General features: G+C 71.8%; 13 protein-coding genes. 1 reads left to right on the plus strand and 12 read right to left on the minus strand.

The features are described 5' to 3' along the window. Positions 1–79 precede the first annotated feature (79 nt). Positions 80–517 (plus strand): SRPBCC family protein, encoded by a 438-nt coding sequence (locus ACZ7KI_RS05890; RefSeq protein WP_470272063.1) that lies wholly within the window; start codon positions 80–82, stop codon positions 515–517. Here the strand turns inward: ACZ7KI_RS05890 and ACZ7KI_RS05895 are convergent. The 12 genes from ACZ7KI_RS05895 to ACZ7KI_RS05950 are packed head-to-tail and all read right to left on the minus strand — an operon-like array spanning position 514 to position 21,276. Then, positions 514–1,554, minus strand: a complete 1,041-nt coding sequence (locus ACZ7KI_RS05895; protein WP_470272064.1) for a 3-deoxy-7-phosphoheptulonate synthase — start codon at positions 1,552–1,554, stop codon at positions 514–516. The genes ACZ7KI_RS05890 and ACZ7KI_RS05895 overlap by 4 nt on opposite strands. Continuing rightward, positions 1,547–2,953: a DHA2 family efflux MFS transporter permease subunit gene (locus ACZ7KI_RS05900; RefSeq protein WP_470272065.1), complete on the minus strand. Its 1,407-nt coding sequence runs from the start codon at positions 2,951–2,953 to the stop codon at positions 1,547–1,549. Before ACZ7KI_RS05900 ends, ACZ7KI_RS05895 begins: the two co-directional genes overlap by 8 nt. Continuing rightward, positions 2,950–12,906 (minus strand): amino acid adenylation domain-containing protein, encoded by a 9,957-nt coding sequence (locus ACZ7KI_RS05905; protein ID WP_470272066.1) that lies wholly within the window; start codon positions 12,904–12,906, stop codon positions 2,950–2,952. The genes ACZ7KI_RS05900 and ACZ7KI_RS05905 overlap by 4 nt, the downstream gene beginning before the upstream one ends. After that, positions 12,900–13,676, minus strand: a complete 777-nt coding sequence (locus ACZ7KI_RS05910) for an ABC transporter ATP-binding protein (protein ID WP_470272067.1) — start codon at positions 13,674–13,676, stop codon at positions 12,900–12,902. Before ACZ7KI_RS05910 ends, ACZ7KI_RS05905 begins: the two co-directional genes overlap by 7 nt. Continuing rightward, positions 13,673–14,695, minus strand: coding sequence for a FecCD family ABC transporter permease (locus ACZ7KI_RS05915; RefSeq protein WP_470272068.1), 1,023 nt, complete (start codon positions 14,693–14,695; stop codon positions 13,673–13,675). Before ACZ7KI_RS05915 ends, ACZ7KI_RS05910 begins: the two co-directional genes overlap by 4 nt. Then, positions 14,692–15,675: a FecCD family ABC transporter permease gene (locus ACZ7KI_RS05920; protein WP_470272069.1), complete on the minus strand. Its 984-nt coding sequence runs from the start codon at positions 15,673–15,675 to the stop codon at positions 14,692–14,694. The genes ACZ7KI_RS05915 and ACZ7KI_RS05920 overlap by 4 nt, the downstream gene beginning before the upstream one ends. Further along, positions 15,672–16,676: an ABC transporter substrate-binding protein gene (locus tag ACZ7KI_RS05925; protein WP_470272070.1), complete on the minus strand. Its 1,005-nt coding sequence runs from the start codon at positions 16,674–16,676 to the stop codon at positions 15,672–15,674. Before ACZ7KI_RS05925 ends, ACZ7KI_RS05920 begins: the two co-directional genes overlap by 4 nt. Positions 16,677–16,705: 29 nt before the next feature. Beyond that, complete coding sequence (locus ACZ7KI_RS05930) at positions 16,706–17,560, minus strand: siderophore-interacting protein (protein WP_470272072.1); 855 nt, start codon at positions 17,558–17,560, stop codon at positions 16,706–16,708. Beyond that, positions 17,557–17,790: a phosphopantetheine-binding protein gene (locus tag ACZ7KI_RS05935; RefSeq protein ID WP_470272074.1), complete on the minus strand. Its 234-nt coding sequence runs from the start codon at positions 17,788–17,790 to the stop codon at positions 17,557–17,559. The genes ACZ7KI_RS05930 and ACZ7KI_RS05935 overlap by 4 nt, the downstream gene beginning before the upstream one ends. Next, positions 17,790–18,458, minus strand: a complete 669-nt coding sequence (locus ACZ7KI_RS05940; RefSeq protein WP_470272075.1) for an isochorismatase family protein — start codon at positions 18,456–18,458, stop codon at positions 17,790–17,792. Before ACZ7KI_RS05940 ends, ACZ7KI_RS05935 begins: the two co-directional genes overlap by 1 nt. Continuing rightward, positions 18,455–20,086: a (2,3-dihydroxybenzoyl)adenylate synthase gene (locus ACZ7KI_RS05945; protein ID WP_470272076.1), complete on the minus strand. Its 1,632-nt coding sequence runs from the start codon at positions 20,084–20,086 to the stop codon at positions 18,455–18,457. Before ACZ7KI_RS05945 ends, ACZ7KI_RS05940 begins: the two co-directional genes overlap by 4 nt. After that, positions 20,083–21,276 (minus strand): isochorismate synthase, encoded by a 1,194-nt coding sequence (locus ACZ7KI_RS05950; RefSeq protein ID WP_470272077.1) that lies wholly within the window; start codon positions 21,274–21,276, stop codon positions 20,083–20,085. Before ACZ7KI_RS05950 ends, ACZ7KI_RS05945 begins: the two co-directional genes overlap by 4 nt. Positions 21,277–21,346 lie beyond the last annotated feature (70 nt).

Genomic DNA, 21,346 nt, shown 5'->3' on the forward strand with positions numbered 1-21,346 from the left:
TTGCGTGAGCCCGCTCCCGCCGAGGGGCCTTCATGTGCTGAGACTGCGGTGACCGCTTCTCCTGCGTACCGTTGTCGTGATGGTCCATGTGCACCGGACGATCACCGTCCGCACCCCCAGGCAGACCGTCGTCGACTATCTGCGGGATTTCGCGCACGCCGAGGAGTGGGACCCCGGCACGGTGTCCTGCACCCGGGCGGACTCCGGGCCGGTAGCCGTCGGAGCGCAATGGCGCAACGTGTCCGAGTTCCGCGGTAAGAAGACCGAACTGACCTACCGCCTCGAGCAGCTCGAACCGGAGCGGATCGTGTTCGTCGGCAGCAACAAGACGGCCACGTCCACCGACGATCTGACGGTGACCGAAGAAGGCGGCGAGACGACCGTCAGCTACCACGCCACCATCAAGTTCCACGGACTGGCGAAGCTCGCGGATCCCTTGCTGAAGCGGGAATTCGAGAAGATGGGCGACGAACTCGTGCCGACGATGGCCAAGGCGTTGGAAGCTCTCCGCACTTAGAGGACTAAATGCGGGGATCGCCGAGGGGCGCTGATCCGCCGGACCGCGTTCGCGCAGGCCAGTGACTCCAGCAGCGGCACCGTACGCTCCCAGCCCAGGCAAGCGTCCGTGATGCTCAAGTCCGGCCGGGGCGGCACGGCGCCGACGTCCTGCCTGCCGTCGGAGAGGTACGACTCGATCATCACCCCGGCCAGCGCGTCGTTGCCCGACGAGATCTGGTCCGCCAGATCCGCGACGACGACGGGCTGCCGGTTGTGGTCCTTGCCGCTGTTGCCGTGCGAGGCGTCGACGACGAGCCGGTGCGGCAGGCCCGCGGCGGTCAGCGCGTCGAGGGCGTCCGCGACGGCGTGGGCGTGGTGGTTCGGTTTCGGGCCGCCGCGCAGGACGAGGTGCGCGTCCGGATTCCCGGTGCTGCGCAGGATCCGCGGGCGCCCGTCCGCGGCGGCGCCGGGGAAGACATGCGGCAGCCCGGCGGCCTGGACGGCGGCGACAGCGGTGTCGAGCCGCCCGGACACGCAGTTCTTCATGCCCACCGGCATCGGCAGCCACGACGACAGGTGCCGGTGCGGCTGGCTGGCCACGGTCCTCGCGCCGATCGCGGCCCAGCTGATCGTGTCCGCGAAGTAGGGCGCCAGGAACGGGTCGACGAACTCGTACGCCAGCGGCAGCCCGGTCGCGGCGGCGTCGTCCAGGAACCGGCGTCCGATCCGCACGCCGGACGCGAGATCGCCCTCGCCGTCCAGGGTGGGGTCGGGCACCAGGCCGGTCCAGCCCGCGATCGTCCGCGGTTTCTCCAGGTAGGCGCGCAGGACCACGACGAGGTCGTCGGCGAACCGCCGGGCCGTATCCGCGAGCCGGTGCGCGTACTCGAGCGCACCGTCGGTGTCGTGCACCGAACACGGGCCCACGACGACGAGCAGCCGGGAATCGCGCCGGGCGAGGACGTCCGCGACGGTCTCGCGGTGCCGCGCGATCTCCGGCACGACGCCGTTCGTGGCCACCTCGGCCGGACTGGGCAGGGTGTCCTGGTCAAGCATCCGCGTGACCTCTCTTCTTGTCAGGGGCGGCTGTCCCGGCACGGGGCAGCCGCTTCGCGCCGGCGACCGCCACGACGGCGAGGCCGAGAACGCACCAGAAGGCGTCGGCGAAAGCCGCGGCGACGTCCGGACCGCGTGCGGCCAGCCGGGCCTGCAGCACCACGGCCAGCACGGCCGTGCCGATCGAGCCGCCGAGGGTGTTGAGCAGGTTGAGCGCACCGGCCGCCCGGGGCAGCCGGGCGGGTTCGACCTGGCGGTAGACGATGGTCATCACCGGCGCGCCGATCAGCGCCGCGCCGAAACCGCGCAGCAGCAGCGAAACCACGATCACCCAGTCCGGGAAACCAGGGCCGAGCTGGGTGAAGGGTGCGGTCCCGAGCGCGACCAGCCCGATCCCGCTCAGCACCAGCGTGCGCGGCGAGAGCCGGTCGACCAGCCGGTTCACCAGCACCGACCCGGCCGCCGCGCCGATACCCTGCGGCACCAGCAGCAACCCGGTGTCCCATGTGGACAGTCCGGCGCCGCGCTGGAGATAAAGCGGGAGCAGGAACATTGTGCCGAACACCGACGCGCCGAGCAGGACCAGCGCCAGCGCGGCGACCCCGAACGGCGGCCGGGTGAACAGGCGCGGGTCGAGCAGTGGCGCGTCGGCGCGCAGGCCGTGCCGGACGAACGCCGCGAGCATCACGACGCCGGCCGCGACGGCGATTCCGGCGGCGACCGGTGTCCCGCGTTCGAACCAGGTTAGTCCGAACACCAGGACCGCGAGCCCTGGGGACAACAGCAACGCGCCCCGGAAGTCGAACCGGTGCCCCTTGCCGCCCGGTTCGTCCGCCGGGACCCAGCGCCGCGCCAGGACCACGGCCACCACGCCGACCGGAAGGTTGACGTAGAACAGCCACGGCCAGTCGGCGACGGCGAGGATCGTGCCGCTCGCCAGCGGGCCGAGCACCGGCGACAACAGCGGGACCAGGCCCACGACGCTGATCACGCGGCCGATCCGGTCCGGCCCGGCGGACCGCGCCAGCAACGCCTGTCCGGTCGGTGGCAACAGGCCACCGGCGAGCCCTTGCAGGACACGGAAGGCGATGAGCGCGGGCAGTGTGGGCGCCAGCGCGCACAACAGCGACGCCAGCAGGAACACGACGACGGCGGTGAGCCAGACGCGGCGGCCGCCGAACCGGTCGGCGAGCCAGCCGGACGCCGGCACGGCGGTGACCACGGCCAGCAGGTACGCCGTCGTCACCCATTGGACGCCGGTGATCGGCGCGCCGAACTCTTCGGCGAGGGTGTCGACGCCGACCGAGACGATCGTGCTGTCCAGCGTCGCCATGAACGTGCCGAGCACCAGCACGGCCGCCGTACGCCACAGCGCGGCGTCGATCGGGCGCGCGGTCACCGCTCCCCCACGAATCCGGCGGCGTCGCCGTCCAAACAGGACGGCAGCTTCCGGAGGAGCCGGACCAGATCGTCGGCCAGCGACCGAGCGTCGGTTTCCCGCGCGTAGAGAACGCCTTCCCACCCGTGTTCACCGGGAACCACGGTGACGCTCACCGGATGGTGCGTCCGTTCCCGGAACCTCGTCCCGGTGACGGTCAGGCCTGGCGCGGGTTCACGCAGTTTCGCCGGATCCACCGGGTAGTTCTCGAAGACGAGCAGGCTGTCGAACAGCCGCTCGCGTCCGGCGAGCGACGCGAGTTCGAGCAGTCCGATCCGGTGGTGCCCCGCCATCGCCTGCTGCCGGGCCTGCACATCGGCGAGGGCCTCGGCGACCGTGCCGGTGAACCGGGCGCGGACCGGGACACTGTTCGCCAACAGGCCGATGATCTCTTCTATACCGTCCACATCGGACGTCCGGTTCGAGGTCATCACCCCGAAGCTGACGTCCGTGCGACCGGCCCGGTTCGCGAGCACAGCCGCCCAAGCACCCTGCAACAGTGTGTTGACGGTGAGACCGCGTGACGCGCCCAGCCGGGTCAGTTCCGTGACCAGCTGACCGTCCACAGTGAACACCACCGGCTCGGCGGCCCTGCCGGTACGCGGCAGGTGGTCGCCTTCGGGAAGGCCGTCGAGTTCCACCCGCCAGGCCCTGACGTCGGCGGAGTGATCGGCCGCGGCGAGCGAGCGGGTGTACCGGACCAGCGGAACAGGCTCCGGCAGCGGACTTCCCGCGTACAGAGCGAACAATTCGCCGAGGATGCGCGGCGCCGACCAGCCGTCGGAGAGCAAGTGGTGACTGGTCAGCACGACGGCATGACGGCTGGGCTCCTGCCGCACCACCGTGACCCTCCACAGCGGACCGTTGGCCAGATCGAGCGGCTCCGCGAGCTCTTCGTCCAGTGCGGCGTCCACTTCGGACACCTCTCGGGTGCGGAAACCCGCCCTCGGTTCCGCCGGAATCAGCTGGACCTCATGCGACGGCGGGAAGACCGCGCCCAGGTTCGGATGCCGCCGCACCAGCGCGCCCGCCGCCGCCTGAAGTGCCTCGACGTCGAGGTCACCGGACAGCGTGAACGCGGCCTGCACCGGATACGGATCTTCTTCCGAGGTCCGCGACTCGCGCAGGATCACCTCCTGCAACGGCGTCAGCGGGAGGACTTCTCCCGGCCCCGGCACGTCGGCGGCGAGTGCGTCCAGTTCGCGGCGGAAGTGCTCGCCCAGCACGGCGATCTCGTCGTCGGTGAACAACGCGGACGGCCAGGTGAAGCGGACGCCGAGCGGGCCACCGTCGGGGACCATCGCGTTCACCGTCAGCGCGTAGGGCAGCGGCAACTCCGCGCCGCCGCCGGAACCGAGCGGATCGGCGTCCGGCGGCCGCTGCCACGGGGTCTCCTCGACCGGAGCCGCCGGGAAGCGCCCGAGGTAGTTCCACGCGATCTCGGGGCGGGGGCCGCCGATGCCGAGGATTCCGTGGCCGAGGCCGTCCCCTGCCGCGCGCAGATGGTCACGCACGGCCCGCAGCGCGTCCGGTAGTGAACCGGCGGGCGGGGCGATGCGCGCCGGATGCACGGCGGTGAACCAGCCCGCGGTCTGCGCCAGATCGACCTTGCCCGCGAAGTCCGGGGTGTGCCCCGGACGCCCGTGGCTTTCGACGGCGACGAGCAGGTCGGCCCCGGTCCCCCGCCAGGCGGCGACGGCGCGGGCGAGCGCGGTCAGCAGCACGGTGTCCGGGCCGGTGCGGTACGCCGTGGGCAGCGCGGTCAGCACGGCGTGGGTGGTGTCCGCCCCGACGTCGATCCGGTGATGCCGTGCGGTCGCGACGGTGTCCCGCGCCGGGTCGAGCCTGGTACGGCCCAGCCGGGTTTCGGGGGCGGCGGCGATGGCGCGCCAGTACGGCATTTCGTCCTCTCGATGCGGTGCGCCCGCCCGCAGCGACCGTGCCCAGCCCAGGAACGACTGCCCGCGCCGAGGCAGGGTGTCGCCGTGGAAGGCCTGTTCGACGTCGTCGAGCAGCACGCGCCAGGTCACCGCGTCGGCGACCAGATGGTGTGCCACCAGCAGTAGTCGTCCCGGCCGGTGCTCCCCGGCGTCCGCCAGAACCGCGCGCAGCAGCGGTCCTGTGCGCGGGTCCATCCGCGCGACGATCTGCTCGACCTGAGCGTCCAGCACCGCACGCGGATCACCGGACGCGGGGACGGTGGTGAGCACGTCGGCACCGGTCACGGCCCCGACGTCCGGGATGCGCAGCGCGTCCTCGATCAGGTGCGCGCGCAGGACGTCGTGGCGGGCGAGGACGGCGTCGAGCACGGATCGCCACCGCGGCACGTCGCCGGCCGAGGGCACGCAGATCTCGACCCACTGGCAGAACCCGTCCGCCGCCTTTCCCGCGCGCCGCAAGAGATCGCGCATGATCGGGGTGAGCGGGGCGTCCCCGACCGCGTGCGCCTCCTCGGCCCGTTCCGGTTCGCCGCAGCGCGCGGCGATGCCGGCGACCGTGCCGCCTTCGAGGACGTCACGCGCGGTCAGGTGCAGCCCTTCGCGACGGGCACGGGAGACCACCCGCAACGACGCGATGCTGTCGCCTCCCGCGTCCAGGAATCCGTCGTCCAGGCCGACGCCGGGGCCGAGCAGATCCCGGACCACGCGCAGCAGCACGGCTTCCGCCGGCGTGGCCGGTTCTCGCCCATCCGCGGACCGGCTTTCCGGCGCGGGCAGCGCGGCCCGATCCAGTTTGCCGCTCGGGCCGAGCGGCAACCGGTCCAGCGCCACGAACGCTGTCGGCACCATGTACGCGGGCAGCTCCGCGGCGAGGTACTCGCGCAGCGCGGCCGCATCGGGTTCAGCGCCGTCCACGGGGACGAAGTAGGCGACGAGCCGGTCTTCGCGGACGATCACCGCGGAGGCACGGACGTCGTCGTGCGCGGTCAGCGCGGTCTCGATCTCCCCGAGTTCGATCCGGAATCCACGCAGTTTGACCTGGTGGTCGGCGCGGCCGAGGAAGACGATCTGCCCGTCCGGTCGCCACCGGACCAGATCACCGGTGCGGTACATGCGCTCCCCCGGCGGCCCGAACGGATCGGCCACGAACCGTTCGGCGGTCAGCGCCGCCCGGCCGACATAACCCTGGGCCAGCTTCGGCCCGGCCAGGTACAGCTCACCGGTGACGTTCGTACCGACCGGCAACAGCCCGCCGTCGAGCACGTACGCGCGGACCTCGGGATCCGGGCGCCCGATCGGCAGCGGGCCGGGGTCGGCCGGGTCGTAGTGCCAGGTGACCGAGTTGATGGTGACCTCGGTCGGACCGTAGGCGTTGAACAACGCACGCCGGTTCCCCCAGCGCCGCGCCAGTTCCGGGTCGAGCCGTTCGGCGCCGACGACGAAGAACACGTCCGGATCGACGGTCGCGTCGTCGGGCATCGCGGAAAGGAACGACGGGAGCAGGTTGAGCCCGGTGACGCGATGTTCGGCGGCGTAGGCCAGCAGGTCGTCGCCGGAGACCCGTACCTCCTCCGGCGCGATGACCGAGGTGCCGCCGGACAGCAGCGGCAGCATGAACTGCCAGAAGGCGACGTCGAAACTGGTCGACGCGAAGTGCAGGTACCGCTCGGCGGTCCGGATCCCGACGATGTCCTCCTGCAGCGCGATCAGGCTCGGGACGCCGCGGTGCGGCACCGCCACGCCCTTGGGTTTGCCGGTCGTGCCGGAGGTGTAGATGACATAAGCGAGCGCGTCTTCACTGAGCCTGATACACGGATCCGTGTCCTCAGTGGACAGTTCGGCCGGGTCGATCACCGGAAGACCATCGACGTCCGAAGTGGACACGACGGCGGCGGGTCCGATGTCGCCGAGCATGTAGGCGAGCCGGTCGGCCGGGTAGTCCGGGTCCATCGGCACGTGCACCGCGCCCGCCTTGATCACGCCGAACAGCGCGACCACGAGGTCGACGTCGCGGCGCAGGAGGACCGCGACCGGGTCCTGCGGTTTCACGCCGGCGTCGATCAGGGTGTTCGCCAGCCGGTTGGCCCGCCGGTCCAGTTCGGCGTAGGTCAGGCTCCGGTCCCGGCACACGACGGCTTCGGCGTCCGGGGTCTCGCGGACCGAGCGGCCGAACTCCTCCAGCATGCCGCCGCGTTCCCGTTTCGGTTCCGGGCCTTCGCCGAGGCACAGCATCGCCCGCTCTTCTTCGGCGTCGAGCGCGCGAAGCCGAGCGACCGGACGGGCCGGATCGGTGACGATCCCGTGTAGCACGGCGAGCAGCCACCGGCCGAAGGACTCGGCTTCGTCGCGGGTGAAGGCCTGCGGCTGGTAGCCGAGCCCGACGGTGAACTCGTCCCCGGGCAGCACGATCACCGTGAGCGGATAGTGCGTGGCGTCGGTGATGTCGACGCCGACGAGATCCAGCCCCGGGGCCAGGGTGGCGCGGGCGCGGCTGGAGAGCGGGAAGTTCTCCATCACCAGCATCGTGTCGAACAGGTCGCCGACGCCGATCGCGCGCTGGATGCCGGGCAGCCCGGCGTGATGGTGGTCGGTGAGCCGGACGCTTTCGGTGTGCACGCGTTCCAGCACGGTGGCCGCGGTGTCGGCCGGGTCGAACCGGACCCGCACCGGGATCGTGCCGCCGAGCTGCCCGACCATCCGCTCGACGCCGGGGACCTCGGCCGGACGGCCGGACACCGGGCAGCCGAAGACGACGTCACGACGGCCGGTCAGCCTGGCGAGCAGTACGCCCCAGGCGGTCTGGAACACCGTCGTCGGGGTGATTCCGCGTTCGCGGGCGAAGGCGCGCAGCCGTTCGCTGAACTCCCCGCCCAGTTCCACGGTGACCCGCTCCGGACGCTCCACAGTGGACTCGGCACTCGCGGGTGCGAGCCGGGTGCCCTCGTCGAGATCGGCCAAAGCTTCGCGCCACGCCTCCATAGCCGCAGCTGGATCGCGTTCGCCGAGCACCCGGTGGTACTCCGCGAGCGGCGGGGCGACCGGGGCCGCCGGGCCGCCGCCGAGTTCGGCGTAGGTGGCCAGGAGCGTCCGGCCGACGAGCGGCATCGACCAGCCATCGAGGAGCGCGTGGTGGTTGGTGAGCACCAGGCGGTGCTCGTCGGGGCCGAGGGTGAGCAGCAGGAACCGGATCAGCGGCGGGGTCGCCGGGTCGAACGGCCGCGCGAGTTCGGCGCGGCATTCGTCGTCGACCCGCTCCGGTGACACGCTCGCGTGCCGCCAGTCGAGCGACACCGCGGCAGGGATCACCTGGACGACTTCGCCCGCGTCCGTGGTGTGCAGGTGGACACGCAGCGCGGGATGCCGCCGCAGCACCTCCGCCGCGGCTTCGCGCATCCGGTCGGCGTCGAGTGCGCCGCTGAGCAGGGTCACGGCCTGCACCACGTAGACGTCCGTGTCGTCGTCACCGCGCGCCAGAGTGTGGAACGCGAGCCCGGTCTGCAGCGGGGTCGCGGGCAGGACGTCCTCGACGCGGCCACGGCGTTCCAGCGCGTCGATGTCGGCCTGGCCGAGGCCCACCAGCGGCAGATCCGACGGCGTGAGCCCACCACCGTCCGGGCCGATCCGGGCGGCATGCGCGGTCAGGGCTTCGAGCGCTCGCGACCAGGCTTCTTGCAGCGCCTCAACGCTTTCCACCGGTAGCACCGCACCGGCCGCGGTCCATTCGACGGCGAGCCGGGCTCGGCCGTCCTCGCGGACGAAGCAGTTCAGCGCCAGGACTTGGTCCAGCGACTTGCCCTCGGGCTCGGTCACCGCGAACGGGTCTTCTGCCGGCAACCGCCAGCCGGTGCCGGGTAGCGCGGCGAACCGGCCGAGGTAGTTCAGGACGACGTCCGGCGGCGGGATGGCGGCGAGTTCGTCCCGGGTGAGCGGGTCGAGGTACCGGAGGACGCCGAAGCCGACACCGTTGTCCGGCACGGCGCGTTTGGCCTCTTTCGTGGCCCGCAGCAGCTTTCCGGCCGCGTCGCCGCCCGCGAGCGCGTTGGCGAAATCCGTGGTCGCGGCCACGGCGGTGGCGGGGACGCGCAGCGGATGCTCGGCGGTGAACCAGCCGACGGTGCGGGACAGGTCCAAGCCGTTCTGGTCCCGGCCGTGTCCTTCGAGGGACACGGTTTCGGCCTCGACCGGGGAATCTCGCCACGACCGGAGGGCCAGCACGAGCGCGGCGAGCAGGACGTCGTCCGGTCCGGCGCGGTAGGCCGTCGGGAGACTGGTGAGTACCGCCTCGGTCTGCTCCGGCGAGGCGAGGGTGACCGAACGTCGCGCGGTCGCGACCGTGTCGACGGTCCGGTCGAGCGGCCGGTCACCGAGACGCGGTCCGTCGAGCGCGCCACGCCAGTGGCCGAGTTCGCCGCGCCGCGCGCCGGAAGTCCCTTGTTCGGCGAGGCGGAGCGCGTGCCGCCGCCACGACGTCCCCACCGGTTCGAGCTGTCCCCCTGCGCAAGCCGCGTACAGGTCCGGCAGGAGAACCCGCCAGGAGACGCCGTCGATCGCCAGGTGGTGGACCACGATGACCAGGTGATCCGGCAGCCGGGCGACCTTGAGCACACCGCTCCGGAGATCGAGCGAGTCCGCGAGCGCCGCCGCGACCTCGGCCGGATCGCCCGTCGTTTCGGTGACCACGTCGGTCGCCTTCACCGCGCCACGTTCGCGCACCCGCATTTCGTCCTCTAAACGCAGCCGGAGGGCGTCGTGGTGGTCCAGGACCGTTTGCACGCCGTCGACCAACAAGCCGGGTGGCAGATCCTCGTCGAGCCGGATCGCGGTCCATTGGGTGTATCCGGCGATGGTCGCGACGTCCGGATGCGGGTCGAGCAGGGCCCTGGCGATCGGCGGGGCGGGCACCTCGCCGATCGGCTCGTCCGGCGGAACCGCCGGGCCGCCGATCTCGGCGCTCGCCGCGGCCAGCGCCTCGAAACTGCGCCGGGCCAGCAGGTCACGCGGCCGCAGGTCGAGGCCGTGCGCGCGCAGCCTGCTGCTGACGCTGATCGCGGTGATGCTGTCGCCGCCGAGTGCGAAGAAGTCGTCGTCGACGGCGACCTCTTCGACGCCGATCACCTCGGCGATGGTCGCGCACAGCAGGCGTTCGCGGTCGGTGGCCGCGACCCGGCCTGCCGCCGCACGCGGGGCGGGCAGCGCGGCCCGGTCGATCTTCCCGTTGGAGGTCAAGGGAAGCGTGTCGAGTACGACCACCGCCGCGGGGACGAGATGCTCCGGCATCCGCCCGGCGAGTTCCGCGCGAACGTCGTCCGGAACGACCTCTCCGACGACATATCCGATGAGCCGCGGTCCGCGCACGGCGGCGGCCGCCGCACGCACTCCGGGCACGGCGGCCAGCGCGGCCTCGACCTCGCCCAGTTCGACGCGGTGGCCGCGGACCTTCACCTGTCCGTCGCGGCGGCCCAGGTACTCCAGCCCGCGGCCGGGCACCCAGCGCGCGAGGTCGCCGGTGCGGTACATCCGGTCGCCGGGCGCGCCGAACGGGTCGGCGACGAACCGCTCGGCGGTCGCAGCGGGACGTCCGAGATAGCCGCGCGCCAGGTGCGGTCCGGCGAGGTACAGCTCACCCGGGGTTCCGGCGGGCACCGGACGCAGCGCGGCGTCGAGCACCCGCACCGCCGTACCGGGTACCGCGGTCCCGATCGTCGGTTCCCCGTCGTCCAGCCAGGATCCGGCACCGTCCACAGTGGCCTCGGTCGGGCCGTACATGTTGCGGGCACGGACACCGGACCGCACGACCCGGTGCCACAGCGCGGGCGGGGTCGCCTCGCCGCCGAGGACGAGCAGCGCGGGTGGGTGCGTGCCGTCGAGTAGTCCGGCGTCGACGAGCGGAGCGGCCATCGACGGCGTGGTGTCGACGACGTCGATCCGGTCACGCGCGAACGCGGCCAGCAGAGCGTCGGCGTCCCGGGCGATGTCGGTGCCGTAGACGTGGAGTTCGTGCCCGAACAGCAGCCACATCAGCTGATCGAGTGCGGAATCGAAGGCGAACGAGTACGTGTGCGCGACCCGCAATCGCCTGCCGGCGGCGCGTTCGGTTTCGGCGACCGTGGTCGCGCGGTGGTGACGCAGCAGTGTCGCCAGCCCGCCGACCCGGCCGAGCACCCCCTTGGGGCGGCCGGTCGAACCGGAGGTGAAGATGACGTACGCGAGGTGTTCCGGATGGCGCTCCAGGACGAGCGGCGACGCGTCCACTGTGGACAGATTGGTCTCGTTCAGCAGCAGGTGTGGCCCCGGCATGATCTCCGCGTCCGCGGCCACAGTGAGCACCGCGCCGGCTTCGGCGGCAAGTTCCCGCAGCCGTTCGACGGGATGGGCGAGGTCCAGCGGCAGGAACGCGGCCCCCGCGTCGAGCACCGCCAGCAGGGCGACGACGAGATCAGCCGACCGCGGCAGGGCCAGCGCGACGAGGTCGTCAGGCCCGACGCCACGCGCCCGCAACACCCGCGCCAGCCGGTGCACACGCTCGGCGAGTTCGCCGCCGGTCAGCCGTTCGGCACCGGACACCAACGCCATCCGGTCCGGGTCGAGTCCGGCCAGCAGTTCCGGCACACCAACGAGTTCACCGGACGGCTCAGGCGTCGACCACGCCGCCAGCAGAGCGTCCCGCTCCCCCGCCGGGACCAGGTCCGCGCCGCCGACCACCGGGCCGTCCGACTCGGTCAACTCAGTGATCAGGCAGCGCAGCGCGGTCAGCTTGGCGTCGACGGCGGCCTGGTCGTGGGTCCGCGCGTCGACCTCGAAACCGAGCAGCAGCCCGCCGTCCGAGGTCGGGAGCACGGACAGGCCCATGTCCTCGGGCGGTCCGCCCGCGACGTTGCGCATGGTGCCGTGGGCGCCCGCGAAGTCGAGCTTCAGGTCGAAGGCCTTGAGGTTGATGCCCCGGCCGTGCAGCAGCGCCCCCGCGCCGGGCACCGCCAGATCCTGCGGCAGGTCCTCACCGCGATACCGCTGGTGCGTACGCATCTCCTTCAGCGCGCCCGCGACCCGCGCGGTCAGCTCGGCCGCCGAATCCTTCGGGAGCACCGTGACCCGCAGCGGCAGCACGTTGACCGCCATCGCCGGAGTCCGCAGCGCGGCGCCTTCGCGGCACATCAACGGCATCGCGAACACGACGTCGCTCCAGCCGAGCACGCGGTGCAGGAAGGCCGCGTAGCAGGCGATCAGCGCGTCGCCCCAGGTCGTTCCGGCGCGTTTGCCCAGCTCTCGCAACCGGGCCAGGTCGGAAGCGGGCAAGACCGAACGGGCGGTCACCGTGCTTTCGGGAGGCCCCGACGCGCCACTGCCGTCGTCGATATCCGGCAACGGCGTGAATCGCTCGCGCCAGTACTCCCGGTCCTGCTCGAACCGTTCGCTCTCGCGATATGAGCGGTCGGCCTCGACGAGATCGGCGAACCGCGCGAACGTCGAGGGCGGCACGTCCTTGCCCAGGACCGAAGCGGTGTAGCGAGCAGCCGTCCGGCGCGCGAGCATCGCCGCGGTATAGCCGTCGAACACGAGATGGTGCCCGAGCTGGGTGAACCACACGTGCGACTCGGAAAGCTGCAGCACGAGATGGGCGAACAGCGGCCGGTCCACCATGTCGCGGCACGCCTCGGCGACCCGGCGGCGTTCGGCCTCGACCCGTGTGTGCGCCGCAGCCAGCGGATCGGCCTCACCGCGCAGATCCACCACCGCGGGCGACGGCACCGGCTCGTCCGACACCGCTTGGCGAGGCCCGTCCGGTGTCTCGAAGACCCGTAACCGCAGGCTGTCGGCCTCCTCGGTGGTGGCCCGGATCGCCTCGGTCAGCGCGCCGACGTCGACCGGCCGGTCACCGACGATCTCGATCACGTCGCCGACGACGTAGTACGGCGAGTCGGGTTCGAGCCGCTGCGCGGTCCAAATGCCCAACTGGGCTCCGGTGAGACTCAGCATGAGGGCACCACCATCGGGGTTCCGGTCACCGGGTCGGGTACGACGACACTGTGCAGATCGAAGACCTCCTTCATCAGCGCGGCGTCGACGATGTCGGCGGGCGTGCCTTCCGCCACGATCCGGCCGTCCCGCAACGCGACGAGGTGATCGGCGTAGCGACACGCCTGGTTGATGTCGTGCAGGACGGCGATCACCGTGCGGCCCTCGTCGCGCAGACGCGCCAGCAACCCCAGCAACTGGTACTGATGCGCGATGTCGAGGAACGACGTCGGCTCGTCGAGCAGCAGGTACGGCGTCTTCTGCGCCAGCACGAGCGCCACCCACACGCGCTGACGCTGTCCGCCGGACAGCTCTTGCACCGGCCGGTCGGCCAGTCCCGCCACCCCGGCCGCGGTCATCGCGTCGAGTACCGCGCCTTCGTCCTCTTCGGACCACGACGCGAACAGCGACTGGTGCGGGAACCGGCCGCGTGCGACCAGCTGACGGACACGGACGTCCTCCGGCGCGACGGGATCCTGCGGCAGGAAACCGAGTTCCCGCGCCAAACCCTTGCCGTGGAAGGAACCGAGGTCCTTGCCGTCGAGCAGGACCTCGCCGTCGGACGGCCGCAGCAGCCGGACGAAGGCGCGCAGCAAGGTCGACTTGCCGCAGGCGTTCGGTCCGACGACGGCGGTGAACGCGCGGTCGGGCACGTCGAGGCTCAGCCGGGTCGACACGACCCGGTCGCCATAGCGCAGGGTCAGGTCCCGGGCGGTCAAGCGGGCACTCATGTGCGCCGCACCTCCTTGGTGAGCAGCCAGATCAGATAGCCGCCGCCAATCACGGTGCTGACCACACCGACCGGCAGCGCTTCCGGCGCGAGCAGCATCTGGGCGGCCAGGTCGGCGCCGGTCAGGAGAACGGCGCCGGTGAGGGCGGCGGGCAGCAGCGCGATACCGGGCGTGCGGGCCAGCCGCCGCCCGATCTGCGGTGCGGCCAGCGCGATGAACGCGATCGGCCCGGCGACGGCGGTGACCGTCGCCGTGCAGCCGACCCCGATCAGCACCAGCTGCAGCCGCAGCCGGTCCCAGCGGACCCCGGTGGTGACCGCCAGCGCGCCGCCGAGCGCGGCCTGGTGCAGCGCCGGTGCCCGGGTGGACAGCACCGTGAACAGCACCGTGAGCACCCCGAACGGGATGGCGACGTCGTCCCAGCCGACCCCGTTGAGCGAACCGGCGTTCCAGCCGACGGCCGCGATCGCGATCTCGAGTTCGGCGCGCAGCACGATCCACGAGTTCAACGCGGTGAGCATCGCGTTGATCGCGATCCCGATGACGATCAGCCGCAGCCCGGAAAGGCCGCCCCCGAGCGACAACGCGTAGACGAGCGCCGCCGTGACCACGCCGCCGAGCACCGAACCGATCGTCAGCTGCGTCGACGTCCCCGACAACACGGTGATCGCGAACAGCGCGCCGGTATAGGCACCGGCGTCCAGGCCGATGACGTCCGGGCTGCCGAGCGGATTGCGGGTGACGTTCTGGAAGATCGCGCCCGCCAGCCCGAGCGCGGCACCGAACACCAGCCCGGCCAGCACCCGCGGCAGCCGCCATTCCCGGATGACCACCCCCGGGCCGCCACCGGATCCGGTCAGCGCGGCGAACACGCGGGCGGGACTCGCCCACGCCGCGCCGTAACAGAGCCCGAGCAGCGTCAGGCAGGCGATGACCACGACCATCGCCGCGAGGAACCACAGGGTGCGGCGTTCCAGCCGGGCGGAGAACCGCCCGCGCCGCAGGACGAGTGCGTTCACAGCGGCGCCGCCCCGTATTTGCGGACGGCCCAGATCAGCACCGGGCCGCCGAGGAACGCGGTCACGATGGCGACCGGTACCTCGCCGGTCGGCAACAGGACCCGGGAGCCGATGTCCGCTGCGAGCATCAGGACCGGGCCGAGCAGCGCGGCGAACGCGACCAGCCACGGGATCGACGCGCCCGCCACCCGACGGGCCAGATGCGGCACGATCAGCCCCACGAACAGGATCGGCCCGGCCAGCGCGGTGGCCGCACCCGCCATCAGCGTGATCAGCAGCAGGGTGATCGCCCGGACGCGGGCGACGTTCGCGCCGAGGGTGTGCGCGACCGTCTCGCCGAGCGCGATGGCGTTCAGCTGACGGCTCACCGCGAACGCGCCCAGCAGCGACAGGCCGATGATGACCAGCGGCACCGTCGTCGGGGCCTGCTCGCGACCGGCAAGCGACCCCACCGACCAGAACCGGTAGACGTCGAAGGTGTCCGGGAACAGCAGGCGCAGGCCGAGGGTCAGGCCGAGCAGCACGGCGCTCAACGCGGTCCCGGCCAGCACCAGCCGCAGCGGTGACCGGCGTCCGACCGCGGACACCAGCACCGCGGCGCCCGCCGCGCCCAGCACCGCCAGGCCCAGTTCGGCGGGTGCCGAGGCGGCGAGGCCGAGCGCCGAACCCACCGCGATGGCGAATCCGGCGCCCGCGGTCACGCCGAGCACCCCCGGTTCGGCCAAGGCGTTGCGGGACAACGCCTGCACGAGCACTCCCCCGACCGCCAAGGCCGCGCCGACGCCGACCGCCAGTACCGCCCTCGGCGTCCGGATGTCCAGGACCACCGCCCGGTCACTCGGATTCCCTTCGCCCAGCAGGGCGCGCACGACCTCACCGGGGGCGATGGCGTGCGCGCCGACGCCGACGCTCAGCACGGCGACCACGACGAGCCCGAGCAGTGCGGCGCCCAGCAGCGCGGACCGCCCGGTGGTGGTCACTGCTTGAGCAGCGGCGCGAACGCCTGGTCGACAGCGTCCAAAGTGGACGTCGCGGCGCGGTAGGTGGCGGCCTCGGTGTAGCGGAACGGATAGACCTTGCCCGCCTTCACCGCGGGGAGTTCCTTCCACAGCGGCGAGTCGAGGACGTACCTGACCGGCGCGGGGACGGCACCGTCGGCACTGACCGAGTAGGTGATCGCGTCGGCCTCGGCGAACGCGCTGGACAGCTCTTCGATCGACGGGTACTCGCTGACGTCCTTGGAGCCGCCGCCCTTGACTTTGACCTGGCCGTAGTAGGTGGCGCCGACGTCCTGCGCGATGTTGGTGCCCCAGGAACCGTTGAACTCGCGCTGGAAGTTGCCCTTGGCGACCTCGCCGTACGCACCGACATGGCCCAGCTTCAGTTGCGGCAGCACAGCCTTGTACTTCTCGGCCAACCCCTTGGCCTTGGTCTCGTACGCGGTCTTGATGGCGTCGAACCCGGCGGTCGCGCCGGCGGCGTCGGCCTGCTTACGGGACAGCTCACGCCACATCGACGGCACGGACGGGCCGATGGCCACGACCGGGGCGATCGCTTCGAGGCGCTTGATGTCGATGTCGGCGAGCACCGGCTTCGGTACGCCGATGACGATGAGGTCCGGATCGGCCTGCGCGATCGCCTCGTAGTTCGTCTCCGACGCCGACTCGCCCGCGACCTTCGCCAGCTCGTCGTACTTCTTGCGCTCCTGCTCGTTGAACAGCGGGATGCCGCGCTTCCAGCTGGACACCCCGACCAGCGGAGCGCCCGCTTCGAGCAGGGCGGGCACCGCGTAGCCGGTGGCGATGACCCGCTTCGGTGAGACCGGGATGGTGATCTGCCCGTTGTCGGCGGCGAACACCCGGGTCTGGCCGCCGTCCCCCGCCTGCACGGTGTCGCCGGAACCGCAGGCGGTCGCCGCGGTGACGACGGTGAGAGCGAACGCCATCGCCCCGGTGAGACGGCGAGTTCTGGTGGTGCGCATGGATTTCCTCGTTCTTCGCTGAGTGGGGATCAGTGGTCGTGGTCGTCGTCGAAGTCCGCGACTCCGCGTTTCCAGTAGCCGGTCACGTCGTGGTCGTCCTTGCCGAGACCGAGGTCGTTCTTGAGCCAGCGGCGCAAGGGCTTGATCTGCCCGGCTTCCCCGGCGACCCAGGCGTAAAGCCGTTGCCCTGCCGGGACTTCGATCGTGCGGACGGCACGCGCGAGCAGCTCGGAGTCGCCCGGCGCGGCACCGTCTCGGTGCAGCCAGTGCACTTCGACGTCTTCGGGCGCGGACAGCTCGATCTCTTCGCTCGCGTCGGCGACCTCGATGAACGCCCAGCCCGCAGCGGTGCGGGGCAGTTCTTGGAGCCAGCGCGCGATCGCGGGTAATGCGGTGAGATCACCGGCGAGCAGGTAGCGGTCGTAGGTGTGCGGCACGATCAGCCCACCCGGCGGTCCGGCGACGTGCACCGGCGTGCCCGGCGAGACGGCCTTGGCCCAGCCGGAGCCGAGCCCGCCGTCGTGCAGTGCCACGTCGAGATCGAGTTCCCCGGAAACGGGGTCGTACCGGCGGACCGTGTACTCCCGCGACGTCGGCGACGGCTTCGGCCAGCGCAACATGTCGCCGTCCTGTTCCGGCAACCGCGGCTCCGGGTCGACCTCCGGGAACAGCACTTTGACGTGTTCGTCGGGTGAATGCGCCTCGAACCCCGCCGTTCCCGGGCCGCCGAGGGTGACGCGCAGCAGCCCGGAGCCGATCATCGTGGTCCGCACGACTTCGGCCCGCCGGACGCGGATGGGGTACGGGACCTTCTCCGCGTGTTCACCCGCGCGCACCTCGGCGATGCGTTCGAGGTGGCGGTGGCGGTGGTCGGCGCGGCTCACGCGGTGTTCCCGGTGAGGATCTTCGTCCAGTGACCCAGCGTCGGCTGTTCGGCGAGGTCGGCGAACTCGAGGGTGTCCGCGCCTTCGGAGCGCCACTGTTCGACCAGGCCCATGATCCGCATCGAGTCGAGGCCGAGGTCGGTCAGCTCGGTTTCCGGCGTCAGCTCGGCCGGGTCGCAGCCGAGCAGTTCGGCGACGTCGGCGTGGATCTTCGCTGTGGTGAGGCTCATTACCGGGCTCCGGCGTGGATCGGGGCCAGCGCGGCGAGCGCGGCGGCCGTGGTGGTGAGTGCGCCGCAGCGCTGGGCGACGTACTCGCAGGCCTGGTCGTGCCGTTCGCGGGAGAAGTCCGCGACGGCGTCGCCGACCAGGAACGGCTGGATGTCGCGCATGAACGCCTCGACGGCGGTGGCCTGGCAGCCGATATGCGCGTAGACGCCGGTGATCAGCAGCTGGTCCCGGCCGGCTTCGGCGAGCTGTTCGGTGAACGTGCTGCGCTGGAACGCGCTGTAGCGCCACTTCGTCAGGACGGTGTCGCCCGGTTTCGGTGCGAGTCCGGGCACCACGTCCGCGGCCGAGGGGTCGTCGTCGATGACCGCGCCGATGCCGTCGCCCCAGAATTCGGTGAGCAGACCGCGGTCCTCGGCGGCCTGGTGGCCGGGCTGCGCGGTGTAGAACACCGGCACCCCCGCCACGCGGGCGGCGTCGGCGAGCGCGGCGATGTTCGCGATCATCTCCGGGATCGGGGATCCCTCGTACGGCGCGAGGAAGTACCGCTGCGCGTCGTGCACCAGCAGCGCGGCGCGGGCGGGGTCGGGTTTCCAGCCGACCCGTCCGGCGGGCAACTCGGCCTCCGTCGGCAGGGGGTACGGCGGGATCTTGGGCAGTGACACGTTCACTTCTCCTTCGCCAGGGCGGCCAGTGCCGCCCGCAGCTCGCGTTTGCTGGTCTTTCCGACGCCGGTCACCGGGAACTCCGGCACCACCTGGACCAGATCGGGCACCTTGAACGCCGCCACCCCACGCTCACGCACGAACCGGCGCAGCTCGGCCGCGCCGGGTTCGGCGCCTCCCGGATCGGGCACCGCGACGACGTAGGCGCAGGTGCGCTCGCCCAGGTACGGGTCCGGCACCGCGACGACGGCGGCGTCGAGCACACCGGGGTGGGCCATCAAATGGTTCTCGACCTCTTCCGCGGCCACCTTTTCGCCGCCGCGGTTGATCTGTTCCTTGGCCCGGCCGACCACTTCCAGATGCCCGGACGGATGCTGGCGCACCAGATCTCCCGTGCGGTAGAAGCCGTCTTCGGTGAACGCGGTCTCGTTGTGCTCGGTGGCGCGGAAGTAGCCGCGGATCGTGTACGGGCCGCGGGTGAGCAGTGCGCCGATCTCACCGGGCGCGACGATGTCGTCCGAAGTGGACAGTGGGTCGTCCGGGTTCACGACGCGGATCTCGTCGTCCGGCGAGATCGGCCGACCTTGCGTGGCGAGGACGTACTCGTCCGGATCGTCGAGCCGGGTGTAGCAGACCAGTCCCTCGGCCATGCCGAACACCTGTTGCAGACGGCAGCCCAGCGCGGGCCCGATCTTCTCCGCCAACTCACGGGCGCATTTGGCACCACCGACCAGCACTACGTCCAAAGAGGACAGATCGCGGGTGGTCCTCGTGGCGGCTTGCGTCCACGCGGCGGCCAGCGGCGGCACGAGTCCGGTGATCGTCACGCCTTCGGCCTCAATCAGCCGGAACGCGGTGTCGGCGTCCGGACGCGGCGCGAACACCGTGGCCGCGCCCGCGTGCAGCGCGCCGAGCAAACCCGGCGAACTGAGCGGGAAGTTGTGCGCGACCGGCAACGCGGCGAGGTACACGCTTTCCGGGCGCAAGCCGCAGATCCGCGCGCTTTCCCGGACGCTGTAGAGGTAGTCGTCGTGCGTGCGCGGGATCAGCTTGGGCAGCCCGGTGCTGCCGCCGGACAGCTGGAGGAACGCGACACCGGCGGGATCCGGATCCGGCAGGGCTCGCGGAGTGGTCGCTTCGAGTGCGGCGAATTCCTCCGTGCCGACGACGAAGACCTCCCGTACCGACGGGACTTCGGCCGCGACCGCGTGCGCCATGGCCGCGTGGTCGAACCGTTCGTGCTCGCCGACGGTCAGGATCGCCACGGCCTCGCTCTGTTCGGCGAAGTGCCGCAGTTCGCTGATCCGGTGCGCGGGCAGGGCGAACACCGGCAGCGCACCGGCGCGCCACAGTCCGAACACGACGGACGCGAACTCCGGCACGTTCGGCAGTTGGACGACGACGCGGTCGCCCGCCTCGATTCCGGCTCCGGCGAACCCGGCGGCGAGCCGGTGCGCCCGCTCGTCGAGTTCCGTGAAGCTCCAGCGCGCGGACTCGCCGATCACGGCGGGACGTTCGGCGTAGGCCTCGGCGAGGCTGGTCAGCAGCTTGCCGAAAGTCTGGCCGCGCCAGTATCCCGAAACCCGGTACCGCGCGGCGGTTTCGGGCGGCCATGGCACGTGATCCGGGCTCACGCCACGCCCTCCAGCCCCAGCGCGCGCAGCATGGTGCCGAACTTCGCGCCGGTCTCGGCGAGTTCCGCTTCCGGATCGGAACCGGCCACCACCCCGGCGCCGGCGAACAGCCGCACGGTCCGGTCGCGGACCTCGGCGCAGCGGATGGTGACCACCCATTCGCCGTCCCCGTCCGGATCGGTCCAGCCGACCAATCCCGCGTAGTAGCCGCGGTCTTCAGGTTCGAGCGTGGCGATGGTGTCGCGGGCGAGCCCGGTGGGAACGCCGCAGACGGCGGGGGTCGGATGCAGTGCTTCCGCGAGCCCGAGCGCGGACGAACCGGCGTCGCCCGGGTCGGCGAGCCGTCCGCTGATCCGAGTGGAGAGGTGCCACATCGTTGGCGTGCCGATCACTTCGGGTTCGGCGGGCACGTCGAGGTCGACGCAGAACCGGCCCAGCACTTCCGCCACCTGAGCGGTGACGTGAGCGTGTTCGGCACGGTCCTTTTCGGACCCCAGAAGCTCGCTGATCCGGCGGGCGTTCTCGGCGTCGTCTGCCACTCGCGGACGCGAACCGGCCAGCGGGTTTGCCGTGACGATCCGGCCGCGGCGCGAGATCAGCAGTTCCGGGCTCGCGCCGATCAGCGTGCGCGGCGCGGGATCCCCTGGCGCGCTGACGTCGACGGCGAACGCGTGTGCCGCCGGGTCGGCGTGCACGAGGCGGGCCAGCAGGCGAGGTACCGCGACGGGGTCTCCGCCGGTGACGTCGAGACAGCGGGCCAGCACGATCTTGCGCAGGTCACCGTCGCGGATCTCGTCCAGCGCCTTGGCGACGGCAGTGGTGTAGACCTCCGGCGCGGGGCGCGGCGACACCGACCAGTTCCCACCGAGCGGTGCGACCGGGCCGCTCTTCCTCGGTGGTCCGGCCCGGCGCACCACGGCGGGGACCACCAGGCTGCTCGGGGCGTCGGGCCGGAACCCGATCGCCCCGGCCACCACGGGCTCGGCCACTCCCGCCACGAGGGCGGCGTCGAGGACTTCGGCGGCGACACGGGCACGCCTGCCCGGCGCCGCATGGACCGGGGAATACACCCCGTCGGCGAGCAACGATCCTCGAGCGGACGAGTAGTAGAACGATCCGGGCAGGTACGCCGCCAGCAGATCGGCCGCCTGGTGGACCGGCCTCGGCCGAGCCGGTGCGGGTGAGGACACGACTGAATTCCCTTTCGCGAATACCACTGACCAGGTCGGCCCACTTGAGGTGCGTCAGTGCCTTGAGCCG

The sequence above is a fragment of the Amycolatopsis sp. NPDC039088 genome (assembly GCF_055598845.1).